Source organism: Burkholderia sp. S171 (assembly GCF_009766085.1).
GTDB lineage: Bacteria > Pseudomonadota > Gammaproteobacteria > Burkholderiales > Burkholderiaceae > Caballeronia.
The window spans coordinates 97,243-113,856 of record NZ_LMUF01000042.1 but is presented as its reverse complement, the minus strand read 5'-3'; the positions used below and the strand labels follow the sequence as shown (position 1 = coordinate 113,856).

The window sequence follows — 16,614 nt, the reverse complement described above, 5'->3', positions numbered from 1 at the left end:
CTAGCCGGTTTCGAGGCTGGCTTAAGAAGTTATGCGGTTGTTTTGTGACGCTTGATTTGCGGCCGTGGATGCAACTCCTGAGGATCCGCGCCGGAGGGCGGACCCTGACAGAAACACCTCAGCCCCGCATCCGTTCAACGCTCGGTAGCCACACGCGCAGCAGCGAATAGAGCCGGTCCAGATCGATCGGCTTGGCGAGATAGTCCGTCATGCCCGCTACACGAGTCTGTTCCTGATCGTCTTTCATCGCTTTCGCTGTAATCGCAATGATCGGCAGGCTGGCAAAGCGAGGGTCGGTGCGAATCCGGCGCGTGGCCTCGAGTCCGTCCATGCCGGGCATCATCACGTCCATCAGCACGAGGTCGATGTCCGGTGTTTCGTTTAACTGGGTGATCGCTTCGAAGCCGTTGCGTGCGATCTCCACCGTCATGCCCTTATGCTCGAGCGCGCTGCTCAACGAGAAGATGTTGCGGATATCGTCGTCGACGAGCAGGATGCGCCGGCCCTCGAAGGCACGATCCCGGCTACGCACCGCCTTTAACATGGTTTGTCGTTCGTACGACAGGTCGGCTTCGACCTTGTGCAGGAACAGGGTGACTTCATCCAGCAAGCGTTCGGGCGAGCGCGCGCCCTTGATGATGATCGAGCGCGAATATTTCAACAGCTCGGCTTCTTCCGCATGCGTCAGGTTGCGTCCGGTATAAACGATCACCGGCGGGAAAGAGCACATGCTTTCGCTCGACATCTTCCGCAGCAACTCGCCGCCTTGCATGTCGGGCAACTTCAAGTCGATGATCATGCAGTCGAAGATAGTCGTTCGCAGCAGCGCCAGCGCCTCTTCGCCAAGCTCGACGGCGGTGATGTCGATATCGCCGTCCGCAATGAGTTGCACGATGCTTTCGCGCTGGCGTGCGTCGTCTTCCACCAGCAGTACGCGCTTGACCTTCTGCGTGAATTTTTCCTCCAGCTTGTGGAAGATGTCCTTCAGTTGCTCGCGCGTGGTCGGCTTGATTGCATAGCCGATTGCGCCAAGATGCAAGGCGGCCTCGCTACTATCAACAGCAGACACTACATGCACAGGAATGTGACGCGTGAGCGGCCCGTCTTTCAACTGCTGCAGCAGCGCGAGGCCCGACCGATCCGGTAAGCCGATGTCGAGAAGAATGGCATCAGGCAAGTGCTGCGCGGCGAGTTGCAGTGCTTCAACTGCGGTCTGTGCGACCAGGCAGCCGTACTGCATTTCATGGGCAAGCTCGAACAGAATTCCGGCGAATGACACGTCGTCTTCAATCACAAGCACCGATCGGCGGCCGGGTGTCCAGTTCGCGCGATCGTCGGCATACGCTGCCACGTCTTGCGCCGGGGAGGCTTGTGTCTGAGTCGGCGCGACGACGGCCGGAGTCGGCCGCGGCATAGGTGCCGGTGCCGCTAATGCAGGGGCATGTTTTATCGGCGCGCTGATGTCCGTCCACTGAGTGGGCAGCGTCAGCTCGAACGTGCTGCCTGCGCCGAGTGTGCTGCTTACGCGGATCGCACCGCCAAGCAGCGTTGCAAGATCGCGCGAGATCGACAGGCCCAGGCCCGTGCCGCCATAGCGCCGGCTAGTGGTTCCATCGGCTTGACGGAATGCTTCGAAAATCGCTTGCTGGTGTTCCGGCGCAATGCCGATACCCGTGTCTGTTACGGCAAAGCGCACCCGATTGCCGCTGTCCACACCCAAGGCGAGCAGGATGGTACCCGCGTCGGTGAACTTCACTGCATTCGAGAGAAGGTTCTTGAGAATCTGTTCCAGCCGCCGCGAATCGGTGAATAGGGATGACGGCATGTCCGCCGTTATATCGACGACGAATTTCAATTGCTTTTGGGCGGCAAGCGGCTCGAAGGTCCGCTTCAACGATTCAACCAGGCGGCGCATCGATACATCTTCCGGCGCGAGTTCAAGCTTGCCTGCCTCGACCTTGGAGATGTCGAGGATGTCGTTGATCAGGTTGAGCAGATCGTTGCCGGCTGAATAGATCGTATTGGCGAACTTGACTTGCTCGGCGCTTAAATTTCCGCCCTGGTTTTCCGACAGCAGTTTGGCAAGGATCAGCGAACTATTGAGCGGCGTGCGCAACTCGTGCGACATGTTTGCCAGGAATTCTGACTTGTACTGACTGGCACGCTGCAGGTCGTCGGCGCGCTGTTCCAGTTCTGCTTGAGCATGGCTGAGTTCCTCGTTCTTTTGATCGAGTGCAAGGGCCTGGAAAGTGAGCTGCTCGTTGATCGATTCGAGCTCCGCTTTCTGATTGCCCAGATCCGCTTGCGACTCTTCGAGCGCAGCGGTCTGCTCTTCGAGTTCCTCATTCGCGGTGCGCAATTCTTCCTGTTGAAGCTGCATTTCCTCGTTGAGACGTTGCGTTTCCTCGAGTGTGTCCTGCAGGCGTTGGCGATACAGTGCCGCTTCAACCGACGCGCCCATGTTTCCTGCGATCAGCTTCAGGAATTCGATGTCCCGCGCCGATACCGGCTTCATGAACCCGAGTTCTAACACGCCATTCACCCTGCCGCCGTTCTCGATCGGTGCCATGACGACGCTCTTCGGCGCGCTCGTTCCCAGTCCCGATGTCACCTTGAGATAGTTGTCCGGGATGTTCTCGACTTCGATCAGCCGGCCATCTGTGGCAGCTTGTCCGACCAGCGTCTGCGTGCCGGTAAAGGATTGTGGGCGCTCTTCGTTTTCGCGGCTGAAACCGTAGGCGGCCTCGCGACGTAGCGTGCCGGTTTCATCGCGGACATAAAGCGCCGCGACTACCACGCCGAGGTACTGGGCAAGAAACTCGAGCATCGCTCGGCTGAGTTGCGGCAGCGCCTGTTGTCCGGCGGCGCTTTCCCCCAGCAGGCTCTGCCCGGTACGCAACCACGCTTGTTGTTGCAGGGTTTCAGTGTGTTCGGTCTGCGCCCGCAGTGCGCGATCGTAGGTGGTCGACAGATTCGTCAGCTCGCGCCGGCCAAGCAGGGCGAGCAGCAAGCTAAGCGAAAGGCTGATGCCGAGGAACAGTGCCACGGCGGTGATGGTGACGCGCCTGACCGTTGCTGTACGTTCCCAGCGCAGGTTTAACTCGACATCCATGAAGGTATTGAACTCACGGCGCATTTCATCGAACTCGAGCTTTCCCTTGCCGGTTCGCATGACGCCCAGGTAATCCTGGTTTGCACGACGCAAGGTGATGAGTTGTCCGGCAATCCCGTCCCACTGCGCCTCCAGTGCGCCGATACGTTTCAGACGTTCGATTTGCGGCGGGTTGTCGCTGACGAGATCGGTCAGCGTAGCCAGCTTCGCCGTGAAACTGGCATGACCCAATTCGTAAGGCGCAAGATAGGCGTCGTCGCCGGTGACCAGGAAACCCCGCAAGCCGGACTCGCGATCGACGGCTATCTTGATCAGGTCGTTGCCGTCGGCGACTACGCGCTCAGAGTGGTCGAGCCAGTCCATGGCCGACAGCAGATAGAACAGAAGGGCGACGAATACCGCGGCGGTCGTCAAGCCCGCACCGATCGGCAGCGCGATGTTGCGACGAATTATGCGGCGAAAGCCAAGCTGGTCGACAGCAGTATGCTCGGGCATTTTTATCCCTGTTATTTAATGCGCAAAAAGCGCGGTTCGACCGAATGATTAGCGTAAGCGGAATGTCCCGACACCTTGTTCAGTGGTGTGCATCCCGACGGAAATGCCGCCAATCGCTGGCGGGATAATACAGATTTCGCGGCAAAAGCAAATTACTGCAACCATGTCATGGCCCGGTAAACGCATCTGGCAATAATGCAGTTCTTCGAGCCGGTCTGCTCTCTGCGCCGCCGTGGTGCCTCGCTGGCTTTTCCTCTCAAGGACTAGAACACCAGACATGTCGAACAAGAACATTGACGATCTTCTTCCGGCCGAGCAGGGCGCGACTGTTTCCCGACGCGGTTTTCTCAAGCTTGCCGGTGCTTCCGGACTGGCAACGGCTGCAGGCGGTCTGGCTTCAGCTAGCCGGGCCGCTACGGCTGCCGTGAACCCGGACGGCACGCCTGAGCAGATCCACCTGACCTGGGGCAAGGAGCCGTGGGCTGAGGTGGTGATCTCGTGGGCCTCGCTCGCCCCGGCGGTCAATCCACGTGTGCGCTTCGGCCGTGCCGGTGAGACCCGGGTAACCGTGCATGGCGTACAACGTACTTATACCGATGGACTCAACGGCGAGATTGTCTGCACGTATCACGCGCGTCTCCATGGACTGAAACCCGCGGTCAACTACGAGTATGAAGTCACCGCCGACAACGACAGCAATGCGGCCCACCCCTTCACGGCGAGTTTCCAGACTGCCCCGCACGGCCGGGCTCCGTTTCGCTGGACCAGCTATGGTGACCTTGCCACGCCGAATACCGGCTGGGTGCTCTCGTCGCCGCAGAGCCGCTTCGCCGTGCAGGCAGTGGAGCGGTTCCAGCCGCTGTTTCACTTGCTCAACGGCGATCTCTGCTATGCCAACCTGAACCCGGCCCATCAGCCCGAGGTATGGCGCGACTTCGGCAACAATGCGCAGACCTCGGCGGCCAATCGTCCCTGGATGCCTTGTCCGGGTAATCATGAGCTGGAATTCAATAACGGCGAGCAGGGACTTGACTCGTATCTGGCGCGTTATACGTTGCCGGAGAATGGCACGCGTTTCCCCGGCCGCTGGTATAGCTTCCGTGTGAGTTCGGTGCTGTTCGTGTCGCTCGATGCGGATGACGTGGTCTACCAGGACGCGGCAGCTTTCGTCGCCGGTCCGGATCCTTTGGTGCCGGCGGCGAGTACCGGCAATCCGCCGATTGCCCCGGGCACGTCGCTCTATGTACGCGGCTACAGTCACGGTGAGCAGACGCGCTGGCTAGGCGAGACATTGCGCCGGGCGGCCGAGGACAAGGATATCGACTGGATCGTCGTCCAGATGCACCAGGATGCGCTGACTTCCTCGAAGACTGGCAATGGCTCCGACAAGGGCATCCGGGAGGCGTGGCTGCCCTTGTTCGACCGCCATGGCGTCGATCTCGTACTCTGCGGCCATGATCATGATTACGAGCGCAGCTATCCCGTGCGCGGGTGCAATCATCATGCGGGCACGGATGCCGTGACGGGCGAACCGGTGGATACGCTGCAGCCTCGTCCGGTCATTACGTCGAATCCGGCTGACGGCGCGTTCGATACCAGCCAGGGCACGATCCACCTGATCCTGGGCGGTGGCGGCACGAGTGCGCCGTTGGATGTCTATGGGCTGGATACCGGAACCGGCAATGTGCAGGCAAAGGTGTTCACCAAGCCCAACCGGCCTATACCCGGGACCGCGGCGACCACGTTCGTGCGTCAGCCTGCCGATGCGCTGGAAGATGCGATTTGGTCGGCGCAGCGCGATACGGGTACGGGTTACGGCATTGCCGTGTTCGATCATGATCCGGGGAAGCCGGGCGGCAAGACCACCATTACGATGAACTACTATCACGCGGTCGGGGCAGATCAGACGCCGACTGCGGTTTATGAGCTGTTTGAGACGGTCACGTTTTCGAAGATGCGCAGGAGTAGGCTTAACGGGTGACTAGGGCGCATAAGCCAGCGAACCCGGGCAACAAGTCCGCTGGCTTGCTCTTGTGCACTAAAGCGCTACTCCCGGATGCGGCGCGTCGTCGAACGCACCCCATACCGATTGATCGTAGTTCACCATCGACCCCGTCATCAGACCTGACTCTCCACTCGCCAGAAACGCCACCGCACGCGCCGCTTCCTGCGGGTCGATCAATCGCCCAAATGGCTGCGCAGCACTCGCCTGCGTCAGCCAGTCGTCGGCCGCGCCGTGATATTCCCGCTGAATCCGATCCTCGCCATCGGACGCCATCCAGCCGAGATTCAAGCCATTCACCCGAATCCGGTTACGCAGCAGCGCGTAAGCCGTGTTCTGCGTGAGCGTGGCCAGCGCTCCCTTCGACGCGCAATACGCAGCAATGAACGGTTGCCCTGCCATCGCGGACATCGAGCAGATGTTGACGATCGACCCTTCAATGCGCTCGCGCCGCATGACGCGAATGGCCTCCTGCATCAGGAAGAACGGCGCTCGCACGTTGGTTGAAAAGATGCTGTCGAAGAGCGCGGGATCGGTATCCAGGATCGTGCCGCGATCAGTCACGGCCGCTGCATTGACCAGTACATCGATACGGCCGAACCGCGCGTCCGCCGCCGCGATCACCGCCCGGCAATCGTCGACTTGCGAAAGATCCGCTTGCATATAACGCACGTCTGCGCCGCTTGCCTCGCTCAGTTCACGCGCCTTCGCTTCGCCCTTCTCCTTCGAGCGCCCGCAAATAACCACGCCTCTCGCTCCGCGCTCAACGAACAGCGCCGCGATCGCCGCGCCAAGCCCCTGTGTACCACCGGTGACAACAGCCACCTTGCCGTCGGACTGTCCCATCGATTTATTCTCCACTCTGTAGTCGATTCGATCAAAGCATCTCGGTCACTTCTTCGATAGACGTCTGCGCCACCGGCCGGTCGAGCACGACTTCGCCACGCGCCATCGCGACAATCCGGTCGCACGAGTGAAACACGTGCTGCAGGTTGTGGCTGATGAACACGCCGGTAATGCCCTGCGCCGATAGGCCCCGCACAAACCCGATCACCTTGTCCGTCTCCTTCACGGATAAATGATTCGTCGGTTCATCGAGGATCAGCAGTTTCGACTTGAAATGCATCGCGCGCGCAATCGCTACGCCCTGGCGCTGGCCGCCCGATAGTTCTCCTAGCAGCGCTTCTGCGGAACGCAGATGCAGGTCAACATCTGCTATGGCTTTGACGGCGTCGGTACGCATGCGCGCATGGTCCATGGGACCAATGCCAAACAGCGAAAACAACAGCGGTTCGCGCCCGATAAACAGATTGCGCGCAATCGACAGATTCGGCACGAGTGAGTTGTTCTGATGGATCGTTTCGATACCTAACTGCATCGCCGCTTTCGGCGTGGGGATGCGCACAGGCCGGCCCTGGAACAGGATCTCGCCTTCATCGGGCCGATGCACCCCCGAGAGAATCTTGATGAGCGTCGACTTGCCCGCGCCGTTGTCGCCGAGCAGACCCACGACTTCGCCGCGTTTGAATTCGAGGCTCACGCCTTTGAGCGCATGCACGCCGGAGTACCATTTGTGCAAGTTGCGTACGGCCATCAGCGAAGTCGATGTGCTCAGCGCGTCGGCGGTGGTGTCTTCATGCGAGCGTAGACCGGTAGGGTGAGCAGCGGAGGAGAGTGTGTTCATAGCTGCACCTTCAGATGTCGAGCCGTGCGGCGCATCCATGCGTTGGCGACGACCGCGAAGATGGTCAGGCTGCCAACCGCGAACTTGAACCAGTTGGCATCGACTTGCGTCAGCACCAGGCCGTTATCGATCACGCGAATCAGCAGGGCACCGACCACCGCACCGAGCACATTGCCAATCCCGCCAGACAGCGCGGTCCCGCCGATCACGGCAGCGGCCACTGCTTGCAGCTCAAGACCATCGCCTATTGAAGGAAGCGCCGCGCCTAGCCGTAGCACCTGGATCAAGCCGGCGAAACCGGCAAGCACCGAGCACAGCACGAAGGAGAACAGCTTCACGCGCCGCGCCGGCACACCGCTCGATATGGACGCTTCAAGGAAGCCGCCGGTCGCTTTCATCCAGTTCCCAAGATTGGTCGCGGACAGCAAGAATGCCGCCGCCGCACCAATGGCGATGAACCAAAGAAACGACGCGCGAAACAATCCCTCCGGCCCGATGAAACTCACGAAAAGCTGCGCGGGCATTCGTTCGATCGGCAGATTTGGCGGAAAGCCACCGGATAGCACGACGGTCAGTGATCGCACGATGAACAACATGCCGAGCGTCGTGATGAAGCTCGGTATGTTGAAGACCAGTGTGATCAATCCGTTCGCGAGTCCCACGCACGCGGCTACCACCAGCCCGATAAAAAATGCCGGCCAGAATGGCACGCCGGCATTCATCAACAGTGTGATCGACATCGGTGTGAGCGCAAAAACCGATCCCACCGATAAATCGAACTCACCGCAGATCATCAGCAGCGTCACGCCTATAGCCACCAGTCCTACTTCAGGCAACACGCCAAGCACGCCACGGATATTTTCGGCGCTGAGAAATATCATCTGCGAGCGCACCTGGAACAAGCCGATCAACACCGCGAGCAATACGATGCCCGCCAATTCCGGCTTCTGCAGATAGATCTTGAGCAGCTTTTTCATGCGAATCTCCTAGCGCAAGCCTTGTTGCGAGAGCGCGATGACCGAGTCCGCCTGAGCGGGCATGACGAGCGAATTGCCGGTGTTGATATCGGTGGGTGCAAGGCCGAAAGATTTCGCGAGATACACCTGCATCACGGGCATGAACCCCTGCGCATACGGTTGCTGATCGACCTCGGCCTGAATGTAACCGGCCTTCATCATCTGCAGGACTTGCGGCACGATATCGAAGCCCGCAAGCAGCACCTTGCCCGGCGGCACGTTGCGGTCCTGCAATGTGCGTGCTACTGCTGCATGGAAGAAACCCATGTCGAAGTACGCTGTTGTATCGGGGTGCGCAGTGAGATATGCGCCAACGCGTTCACCTGTCACCGAGAGATCCGTGCCCGAATCGATCCGGTCGATCACAACGGTGCGAGTCGGATTGGCGCGCTTCCATTCATCGAGACCTTCCATCACGCCTTTCGCGCGTTGCTCGGCCCAGTTCTGCCCCGGCGCGCTGACACCGATCAGCACGCGGATCGGTCCGTCTTTCGGAAACTGGCTGGTGAGTTGATGCGCGAGACTGCGCCCGGCCGGGACAAAATTCTGGCCGATAAACGCCTGCCGTTTCGCTGCACCCGCTGCGCCACCGCTTTGATCGACGTTAAAAGCAATCACAATGATGTGCTTCGCGCGGGCGTCGTTGATCATCGGCGTGAGCGCGTTGTCATCCACAATGGTCGTCAGGATTGCATCGGGTTTGCGCGCGACCGCGGCCTGGAAGTTTGCGCTTTGCTGTTCGATCGAACCGTCGGTTTGGGTAAAGACTATCTGGCAATGTGCCTGAACGCGCGTGCAGGCATCGTCGAAACCTTTCTTCACGGCCTGCCAGAATGCGTTGGTCGCCGCGCCATGTGTCAGCATCACAATGTTCAGCGGCTCCGCGCTGCGAGCAACGCTCGCAGCGAAAAGCGTGGACGTGATGCATGCGGCTATCGCGAACTTCGAACGCGTTTGGAATGTACTGAATCTCCGGGCCATCTCCTGTCTCCTGTTATGTCCCGTGCGCGGCTGCATCCGCGGTGCGAATGTCAGGCCGGCGTGCGGGGTACTGCTGTCGCCGTTCGTGGCCGGTGACTTATTGGGGCTTCACTTCATGCACTCGCTTGATCGGTCAGTGCAGTTGATGCGATCATCGGGTCAGTCCCGTGGTTCATTTTCCTAAACCGTGTAAGGCCCATGCCCGACCTGACCCACCGCCGTAAAACGAGCATGGCCGATATCGCCAAGGCCGCCGACGTCAGCGAGGCAACCGTGGACCGCGTGCTCAACGGTCGCGGCGGCGTCTCGCGCGAGAAGGAGCGGCGCGTACTCGAATGGGCGCGCAAGCTCAAGATTGATCGGGCGCTCGACGCGGTGTCCGTCCGCTGGCTGCGTATCGCCATCCTGTTGCAACAACCCGTTGCGCCGTATTACATCTATCTCAAGCAGGGTTTTGAAATTGCCCAGAAGGCGTTCGAGGCGCAGCGCGTGATCTGCGCCGTGACCTACTTCGACAACCTCGAACCGGCGCGCGTAGTCGAGACCATCAGTCGCGCGACGCAGAAGGCCGACGCGCTGATCATCGTCGCGTATGAGCATCCCGACATCACGGCGGCGTTGCGTCAGGTCAGCCGCACGATGCCGGTCGTCACGCTCGCCAGCGATCTGCCGGGAACGGGAAGACTTGCCTATGTGGGGATCGACAATCGCGGGGCTGGACGCGTCGCGGGCGAGCTCATGGGCCGCTTTCTCGGCGATGCGGGAGGCAAGGTGCTCGTGATGACGGGCATGCATGATTTCCTCGGCCATGAAGAACGCGAAAGCGGTTTCCGCTCGGTACTGCGGCGGCGTTTTCCCAACTGCGACATCGTGGAGACGGTCGAGAGCCGCGAGCAATCGGCGGTCACCGAAAGCCTCACTCGCGACGCCTTCCGGCGCTATCCGGACCTGCGCGGCATCTACAACATTTCAGTCGGCGACGAAGGTGTCGGCGCAGCACTCCAGGCGCTCGACCGCGTTCGTTCGACAGTATTCGTGGGCCACGAACTCAACGACATTTCGCGCCGCTTGCTCATTGAAGGAACGCTTGACGCCGTGCTCGACCAGAACCCGGCCGCCGAAGCCATGCGTTCCATCGAAATCATCTTGCGGCACTATCATCGCGATCCCGGCGTGGCGTTGCCGCAGCAGATTCCGGTCACGGTGTTGTTGCGCGAAAACCTTCCGCTCAGCGACTAAGCGCTAAGGGCGCGGGTTTTTCCTTGAGGCTCAGGCCATTCCATAGATCGCGGATCCAGTCGCGCATCAGCAGGGATTCGGTCCAGCGGTCGGTTGTGTCGTTGCCATCGCGGCCGATGATTGCGTAAGGCTTGGGTCCGAGTTCGCACGTGAAGACCAGTGTGTCGTCGGGACCAGCGCGGCGTTGCCACGATGCAAAGCCGTATCGCCACCAGTCGAGAAACAGGTCCACCCATATCCGGTGCGGCTCGAACGAAATCTCTATCTGCACTTGCTCGCGGCTGGCGATGCGGCCATGAAACGCCCACGAGTGGTCGAGGATCCGGTGCATGTCCGCATGGTTTTCATCGGACACAGGCACTGCGAATTCACGCCCGACGAGATAGTGCGAGATATCGCCGAGCAATTTCAAATCAGGCCGGGCATCGAGCAGATCGAGCGTGAAATGCAGGTCGGTCGTCATGCGGTCCCGATGCGTTTCGATATACACCGGAAAGTCCACTTGCTCGGCGAGTCGCGTCCATCCATCGATCAACTTGAGCGCTTCATCCAGTCGACGCGGCCGTACATCCGGTTGCAAGTCGATGTGATGCACACCGAACTCGGTGGCTATTTCAAGGATCGGTTGCAGGTCATCTACCGTGCGCGGAAAACATTGTCCTTCCGCTTGCAGACCGAACTGCTTTAGCAAACCGCTAAACCTGCGCACGTCTTCACGCGATGCATAACCCGCACTGACGCCGTTGAAACCCGCTTGCGCGATCATCGTTACGTTGTCTTCGAGAGAGCGCTCATGACCGTCGGTGTGACGACGCTCCATTGCCCATAGCGACTGATAGATGTCGAGCCGTTGCGTCATAGCGCCTCCACGGCAAGCAGCGGCTTGAGCTTGACGCTTCGATCCGAGAGCAATGAAGGCTCAATACATGCGCGCCGCGCAATCAACTCCTGCGCTACTCGCACGTCACGCGCGATCTCGCTTGCCTGTCCAACTCCGCTCGCGCCGACCAGCACGCCATCGCGATCCAGTGCAAAGAAGACTCGCGATGCGGCGCTCGTTTCGCGTACGACGGAAGTGACGCCGAACGCTGGCATGCCTGCAATCTGGATGGTCATGTCGTATTGATCGGACCAGAACCACGGCACTTCGGAATAGGTCTCGCCGCGGTCCAGCATGTTGCGCGCGACAATCCGCGCATGGTCCTCCGCGTTCTTCCAGCATTCGAGCCGCATGCGCCGCCGGAACAGCCGGTGCGGAAACGAGCAGACATCGCCTGCTGCGAAAATGTGCGGATCATTGGTGCGCAGCGTGTCGTCCACGGCAATACCATCTGCCACGTCGATACCCGCCGCTTCCGCCAATTCCGTGCGCGGCTTCACGCCAATGCCGGCGATCACGCAATCGCACGTGACGGTCGTGCCGTCGGAGAGCTTCACGCCCGCGACGCGTTTCATGTTTGATCCGATGATCCGGTCGACCTGCACGGCGAAGCGCACGTCCACGCCCATCTGCGTGTGCCTTTCCACCAGATACGCCGCAACGATCTCCGGCACGGCGCGCATGAGCGCACGCGCTGCGGCTTCGATCACAATCACTTCACACCCTCTTGCAATAGCGGTCGCTGCAATCTCCAGCCCGATAAACCCCGCACCCACAATCGCGATCTTCCGTCCTGGCAACAACTCGCCGACGACACTCGACGCGTCTGCTGCCGTGCGCAAGACATGTACGCCCTCAAGCGTTGAACCGGGCACGCTCAGACGCCGTGGCGCCGCGCCCGTGGCGATCAGCAGACGTTGATAGGCGACGGTATGCCCGTCCTTCAAAATCACCTTGCGCGCTGCACGGTCGATTTGTTGAACGCTGGCGTTCACACGCAGGTCGATGCGTTGCTCTGAGTAAAACGTCTCGTCATACAGCGCGCATTGTGCGGTGGTTTTCTGACCGAGCAGCACGGCCTTGGAGAGCGGCGGCCTGTCATAAGGCGCGACCCCTTCGTTGCCGAGCAGCGTGATCTCACCATCCCAGCCGTTGTCGCGCAACGCATGGGCGGCGCGCGCTCCGCTTTGCCCGGCGCCGATGATCACCATCGCAGGACGGTTTTTCATGACGCTGCCTTGGCTGGCGGCGGTACACCGAGCAGCACTTCGCCGCCTTCAATGCGCACCGGGTAGGTCTTCAGATGGACGCAGACGGGCGGGCTTTTGGGCTTGCCTGTGGGGATATCGAAACGTCCCTGATGCAGGGGGCATTCAATTTCCCGATTGAGCACGAAGCCATCGGCAAGATGTGCGCGTTCGTGCGTGCACCAGCCATCCGACGCAAAAAAACCTTCAGCTATCCGATACACCGCGTAACTCGCGCCGGCATGATCGAAGCGGATTACGTCTTCCTCGGCAATCTCGCTGGCAGCGCAGGCGACGACCCATTCGATGTCATTCGTTTCAACGGCCACAAAAGCCTCCGGGTTGTTGGAGTTGTTTTCAGATGCCCGACTGGGTCGCGAATGAGCCGTGCGGGGCGCTTTCAGCCGGCACCGTGCGTTCGATCACATGGCCCGGCTCGGAACGCTGTTTCCATAACGCGGGCACCATCTCGCGATACACCGCGTAAAGGCTCGGATAAGCGGGCGGAAGCTGATCCTTGATGACTTCGTGCAAACGCGGCAACGCGTGAAACGGCACCATGGGCAGGAGATGGTGTTCGAGGTGGTAGTTCATGTTCAGGTACAGAAAGCGGTAGACCGGGTTGATATACACGGTGCGTGTGTTCAGCCGATGGTCTTTCACGTTGACCGCGAGGCCCGCATGCTGCGTCAGGCCGAGCAATTGATGCAGCCAGCCGCCGTAAAAACGGGGCGTCCATACGAACATCAACGGCAGGAAGCTGTGGAGCGCGATAGCCAATCCAATCGTGCCGATAACCACGAGCAGATAGATGCGGCATGACCAGATCATCTTTGGTTTTTCGGTGGCGGGGAGAAACGCGTCTGTGGTGGCATCTACGCGGCCGAATGCATGCCGGACGACCTTGCGGATCTCAAGCGAACTACCCAGCAGTCCGAAGAAATCGATAAAGATCGGCAAGACCTGCGTCGGCCGTGCGACCTGGATTTCCGGATCACGCTCCTGAAAGTACGTGTGCGTGTGATGCCGCGCGTGACTCCAGCGCCACCAGTAGCCTTCGCGGATCGTCATGAACGAAGACAGGTGGTAGAAGGCGTCGTTGAGCCAGCGGGTCTTGAACGGTGTGCCATGAGCGAGTTCGTGCCAACGGGCGTCGCTGGACGAATAGATCGTGCCGTAGACCAGGAAGGCCGGCACTGCCCACCACGTACCCCAACACAATGCAGCCACCCAACCCGACGCAACCAGCAACAATAACCATGGCACGAAGTTGCGGAGGCCTTCGGCATCGCTGCGTTTCATCAGCTCTTTCAGAACGGCGCGCGGGATGCGCGGCTGATACCACTGCTGGCCGATACGCTCATCGAGCTTTGGATCGGTGAGGCCGGGCGTGGCCGCATCGCCGCCGCTGACGTCGGGTGTCGAGGACATGGGTTGTCTCCTGCTTAATAGTATTCAAACTAGTATTCAAGCAATGTTTGAGCGCTTCCCGTCAGGTTCAACCGCCGGGCGGCCTTCTTGTTGAGAGAACGATAGATGACTGCCGCCTGCTGCTCACTCAAAAAAATGATGGATTTCCATCAAGTGCGGCTGTGGGCCGCGTCGGCTATGGTTTATCAAAATAGAAATTAAATTCCACTGAATTGGCGCATGAAATTTTCTTTGCATTGCCGCGAGCAGCCTTCTATGCTTGTGTCCATTAGCAGCCGGAGTGCTGCGTTGACTCGTCCAAGGAGACTGCTGTGAACAGTGTGGATGCGGGTGCGGTGACGCCTGAGGGAGTGGTTGAAGCGCTGCTGCGTGGGCCGGGCGCGGTGCGTATTCGCGGCGTGTTCAGCGCGGCGCAAGTGGCGGAAGCGCGCCGCGTGGTGATGGCGCATTCGCAGGACCGCGCGCAGACAGTCACGCATTTCCAGGGGCAGGCGGCCGAAGATCAGCGGCTGCATTTGCAGCGGCGCGTGTGGAATCTGCTTGCCAAAGGCGATGTATTTTCGGAGATGGCCGAGCAGCCCGATATTGTTGCGGCCATGCGGCTCTTTCTCGGCGACGACTTCATCATGGGGTCGATCGCGGCAAACCGGATCTTGCCGGACGGTCCCGGACAAGAGCCGCATATCGATTACCCGTACTGGGATTTCCACTCGCCAACGACATTTCCCCTCGGCATCAACACGAGTTTTCCGCTCAACGCGCAAGTGACGATTCCACTCGATCCGTTCACGGCGCAAACCGGCGCGACGGCTTTTGTGCCGCACACGCAGCATGAATTGCGTTATCCCGGCGAGGGTGATGCCTTCTTCGAGCGCTGCGAGCGCATGGAAGCAGAGCCGGGCGATGCCATTGTTTTTTTCGGCGCGGCCTGGCATTGCGCCATGCCAAACCACAGCACACAGGATCGCAGCGCGGTACTAATTCAGTACCTGCCGAAATTCATCAAGCCGATGGAAGACTTGCGCGCGATGGTCGGCGAAACGTTCGTCAAGAACGCCAGCCCGACAATGCGCCAGTTGCTCGGCCTGAACTTCGCGTACCCGCAGAATCTAGACGCGATCGCCGTTGCGACAAACGCCGAGGGTCGCAAGAACGCCGCGCGGTAACGCCACGCGGTGATTCAACCTTCCGAGAATTTCAGCGCGTGCTGCAAAGTGGCCGGGCTGATCGGCTTGTGCAGGTAACCATCGAACGGTTCAAGGTCCTTGTCCCGAAGATCGGTCCTGCCGGTCACCGCGATCACGCACGCGTCGCGGGACGCGCCTTCATTGCGTACCCGCCGGCATAGCTCCCGGCCATCGGCGTCGGGTAATTCGATATCGAAGAAAACGACATCGAAACTCTGCGCCTGGGTCAACGCCATTGCCGAGCGGCCGTCGTATGCAACTTGAACCTTGTGTCCCAGGCCGGACGCTATTTCGCCAAAGGCGTCGGCTGAATCTTTGTGGTCGTCAATAAACAGGATGTGCACGATTGCCTCGGTATTAAGCGGATGTTTGGGAGCGGTTGAACCGAACGAGATCGCGCGTTCGTTCTGAACACCTTGCAACGAAGATGCCAGCTTTGATCCTCCACCACAGTGTGGGAACGGCGATTGCACTGAGCGGGTGCACGGCGCAGCAGCGCCGGCAATTCGTTCACTAATCGCTTGCCCGTTCCGAGGGGACACCTATGCGACTCCTAACTACTCAAGATGGCTTGCCCCGTATCTCGTGGGGCGCGGTCATAGCCGGCGTGATCCTGTCGCTGATCGTTTACCTGATCATGAGCGTGCTGGGGACCGCGATCGGCGCGTCTCTTCTGGCGCCCATGTCGCAGCCAAATCCCGGGCGCGTGTTTGGATTTGGCTCAGGCGTGTGGGTGATTGTTACAACTGTGCTAGCCGTGTTTGTCGGTTCGTACTTCGCCGGACGCTGCGCGCCGGTGCTTGGATGGCTGCACGGTTTGCTCGCGTGGGCCGTGATGACCCTGCTGCTGCTCTATGGCATGACATCGATCATTGGCGGAGCGGTCAGCGTGGCGGGTAATGTGGCGGTCGCCACGGCGAACGTCGGGGCGGCGGCGAGTAATCAAGGCGGTCAAGGCACCGGATCGCTCGCCGAGTCCGCCAAGCAGCAGGCGCAGGCAGCGCTGGATGGGGGAGCGTCGGCCGTGACCAGCGCCGACGCGCAGCAGGACGCGATGCAAGCGACGCAAACGGCTGCGCGTGGCATTGCTCGCGCGACGTGGTATTCGTTTGCGGCGCTGCTGGTGGGCGCGATCATCGCGGTGGTGTCGGGCAGCGCGGGTTTTCGCCATCAACCGCCGTTTGAAGAAGGCGGGGGATCTGCGCGCGATGACGCTGTAGTGACCGATGCCATGGGACGGCGCAGGGTTTCCTGATTTAACCGCGTGCTGAATGGGGGCCGGTCGATTCGACCGGCCCGTTGTTACCATCGGGCAATCAGGCCGATTTTTCTAAGCGACC

At 60.2% G+C, this 16,614-nt stretch carries 14 protein-coding genes; 4 read left to right on the top strand and 10 right to left on the bottom strand.

Annotated features, from left to right (window positions below):
- Positions 1–118: 118 nt before the first annotated feature.
- Positions 119–3,607 carry a response regulator gene (locus tag GSQ93_RS22855; protein WP_158937916.1) on the bottom strand — a complete coding sequence of 1,163 codons (3,489 nt, stop codon included), beginning with the start codon at positions 3,605–3,607 and terminating at the stop codon, positions 119–121.
- 277 nt (positions 3,608–3,884) lie between these two features.
- Between GSQ93_RS22855 and GSQ93_RS22850 the strand changes: the two genes are divergently transcribed.
- Positions 3,885–5,588 carry a fibronectin type III domain-containing protein gene (locus GSQ93_RS22850; RefSeq protein ID WP_158937915.1) on the top strand — a complete coding sequence of 568 codons (1,704 nt, stop codon included), beginning with the start codon at positions 3,885–3,887 and terminating at the stop codon, positions 5,586–5,588.
- A 57-nt stretch (positions 5,589–5,645) separates the two neighbouring features.
- Here GSQ93_RS22850 and GSQ93_RS22845 read toward each other — a convergent pair whose 3' ends face one another.
- The 4 genes from GSQ93_RS22845 to GSQ93_RS22830 are packed head-to-tail and all read right to left on the bottom strand — an operon-like array spanning position 5,646 to position 9,290.
- Positions 5,646–6,455: an SDR family oxidoreductase gene (locus GSQ93_RS22845; protein WP_158937914.1), complete on the bottom strand. Its 810-nt coding sequence runs from the start codon at positions 6,453–6,455 to the stop codon at positions 5,646–5,648.
- Between the two features lie 31 nt (positions 6,456–6,486).
- On the bottom strand, positions 6,487–7,293 hold the full coding sequence (locus tag GSQ93_RS22840; RefSeq protein ID WP_158937913.1) for an ATP-binding cassette domain-containing protein: 807 nt from the start codon (positions 7,291–7,293) through the stop codon (positions 6,487–6,489).
- Positions 7,290–8,270 (bottom strand): ABC transporter permease, encoded by a 981-nt coding sequence (locus GSQ93_RS22835; protein ID WP_158937912.1) that lies wholly within the window; start codon positions 8,268–8,270, stop codon positions 7,290–7,292. The genes GSQ93_RS22840 and GSQ93_RS22835 overlap by 4 nt, the downstream gene beginning before the upstream one ends.
- A 9-nt stretch (positions 8,271–8,279) precedes the next feature.
- Positions 8,280–9,290 carry a sugar ABC transporter substrate-binding protein gene (locus tag GSQ93_RS22830; RefSeq protein ID WP_158937911.1) on the bottom strand — a complete coding sequence of 337 codons (1,011 nt, stop codon included), beginning with the start codon at positions 9,288–9,290 and terminating at the stop codon, positions 8,280–8,282.
- Between the two features lie 198 nt (positions 9,291–9,488).
- Between GSQ93_RS22830 and GSQ93_RS22825 the strand changes: the two genes are divergently transcribed.
- Entirely contained in the window at positions 9,489–10,529 is a 1,041-nt protein-coding gene (locus GSQ93_RS22825) for a LacI family DNA-binding transcriptional regulator (RefSeq protein WP_158937910.1), read from the top strand.
- Here the strand turns inward: GSQ93_RS22825 and GSQ93_RS22820 are convergent.
- From GSQ93_RS22820 to GSQ93_RS22805, 4 genes are read right to left on the bottom strand one after another with little or no spacing between them, the layout of a single operon-like run.
- Entirely contained in the window at positions 10,519–11,388 is an 870-nt protein-coding gene (locus GSQ93_RS22820; protein ID WP_158937909.1) for a sugar phosphate isomerase/epimerase, read from the bottom strand. The two genes, GSQ93_RS22825 and GSQ93_RS22820, sit on opposite strands and share 11 nt — an antisense overlap.
- Positions 11,385–12,638, bottom strand: coding sequence for an NAD(P)/FAD-dependent oxidoreductase (locus tag GSQ93_RS22815; RefSeq protein WP_158937908.1), 1,254 nt, complete (start codon positions 12,636–12,638; stop codon positions 11,385–11,387). Before GSQ93_RS22815 ends, GSQ93_RS22820 begins: the two co-directional genes overlap by 4 nt.
- Complete coding sequence (locus tag GSQ93_RS22810) at positions 12,635–12,985, bottom strand: non-heme iron oxygenase ferredoxin subunit (RefSeq protein WP_158937907.1); 351 nt, start codon at positions 12,983–12,985, stop codon at positions 12,635–12,637. The genes GSQ93_RS22815 and GSQ93_RS22810 overlap by 4 nt, the downstream gene beginning before the upstream one ends.
- Positions 12,986–13,013: 28 nt before the next feature.
- Positions 13,014–14,087, bottom strand: coding sequence for a fatty acid desaturase (locus tag GSQ93_RS22805; RefSeq protein ID WP_158937906.1), 1,074 nt, complete (start codon positions 14,085–14,087; stop codon positions 13,014–13,016).
- Positions 14,088–14,398: 311 nt separating this feature from the next.
- Here GSQ93_RS22805 and GSQ93_RS22800 point away from each other — a divergent pair, with 311 nt between their 5' ends.
- A complete protein-coding gene (locus GSQ93_RS22800) occupies positions 14,399–15,253 on the top strand; it encodes a phytanoyl-CoA dioxygenase family protein (RefSeq protein WP_158937905.1) in 855 nt (284 codons plus the stop codon).
- A gap of 14 nt (positions 15,254–15,267) precedes the next feature.
- Here GSQ93_RS22800 and GSQ93_RS22795 read toward each other — a convergent pair whose 3' ends face one another.
- A complete protein-coding gene (locus GSQ93_RS22795; RefSeq protein WP_254073995.1) occupies positions 15,268–15,696 on the bottom strand; it encodes a response regulator in 429 nt (142 codons plus the stop codon).
- A gap of 122 nt (positions 15,697–15,818) precedes the next feature.
- Here GSQ93_RS22795 and GSQ93_RS22790 point away from each other — a divergent pair, with 122 nt between their 5' ends.
- Positions 15,819–16,529, top strand: a complete 711-nt coding sequence (locus GSQ93_RS22790; RefSeq protein WP_158937904.1) for a YrzE family protein — start codon at positions 15,819–15,821, stop codon at positions 16,527–16,529.
- Positions 16,530–16,614 lie beyond the last annotated feature (85 nt).

Bases quoted from the DNA above. Each gene is read 5' to 3' on its own strand.
- GSQ93_RS22830 (WP_158937911.1), bottom strand. From the start codon at position 9,290: ATGGCCCGGAGATTCAGTACATTCCAAACGCGTTCGAAGTTCGCGATA.
- GSQ93_RS22840 (WP_158937913.1), bottom strand. From the start codon at position 7,293: ATGAACACACTCTCCTCCGCTGCTCACCCTACCGGTCTACGCTCGCAT.
- GSQ93_RS22855 (WP_158937916.1), bottom strand. From the start codon at position 3,607: ATGCCCGAGCATACTGCTGTCGACCAGCTTGGCTTTCGCCGCATAATT.
- GSQ93_RS22825 (WP_158937910.1), top strand. From the start codon at position 9,489: ATGCCCGACCTGACCCACCGCCGTAAAACGAGCATGGCCGATATCGCC.
- GSQ93_RS22835 (WP_158937912.1), bottom strand. From the start codon at position 8,270: ATGAAAAAGCTGCTCAAGATCTATCTGCAGAAGCCGGAATTGGCGGGC.
- GSQ93_RS22850 (WP_158937915.1), top strand. From the start codon at position 3,885: ATGTCGAACAAGAACATTGACGATCTTCTTCCGGCCGAGCAGGGCGCG.
- GSQ93_RS22790 (WP_158937904.1), top strand. From the start codon at position 15,819: ATGCGACTCCTAACTACTCAAGATGGCTTGCCCCGTATCTCGTGGGGC.
- GSQ93_RS22815 (WP_158937908.1), bottom strand. From the start codon at position 12,638: ATGAAAAACCGTCCTGCGATGGTGATCATCGGCGCCGGGCAAAGCGGA.
- GSQ93_RS22820 (WP_158937909.1), bottom strand. From the start codon at position 11,388: ATGACGCAACGGCTCGACATCTATCAGTCGCTATGGGCAATGGAGCGT.
- GSQ93_RS22805 (WP_158937906.1), bottom strand. From the start codon at position 14,087: ATGTCCTCGACACCCGACGTCAGCGGCGGCGATGCGGCCACGCCCGGC.
- GSQ93_RS22845 (WP_158937914.1), bottom strand. From the start codon at position 6,455: ATGGGACAGTCCGACGGCAAGGTGGCTGTTGTCACCGGTGGTACACAG.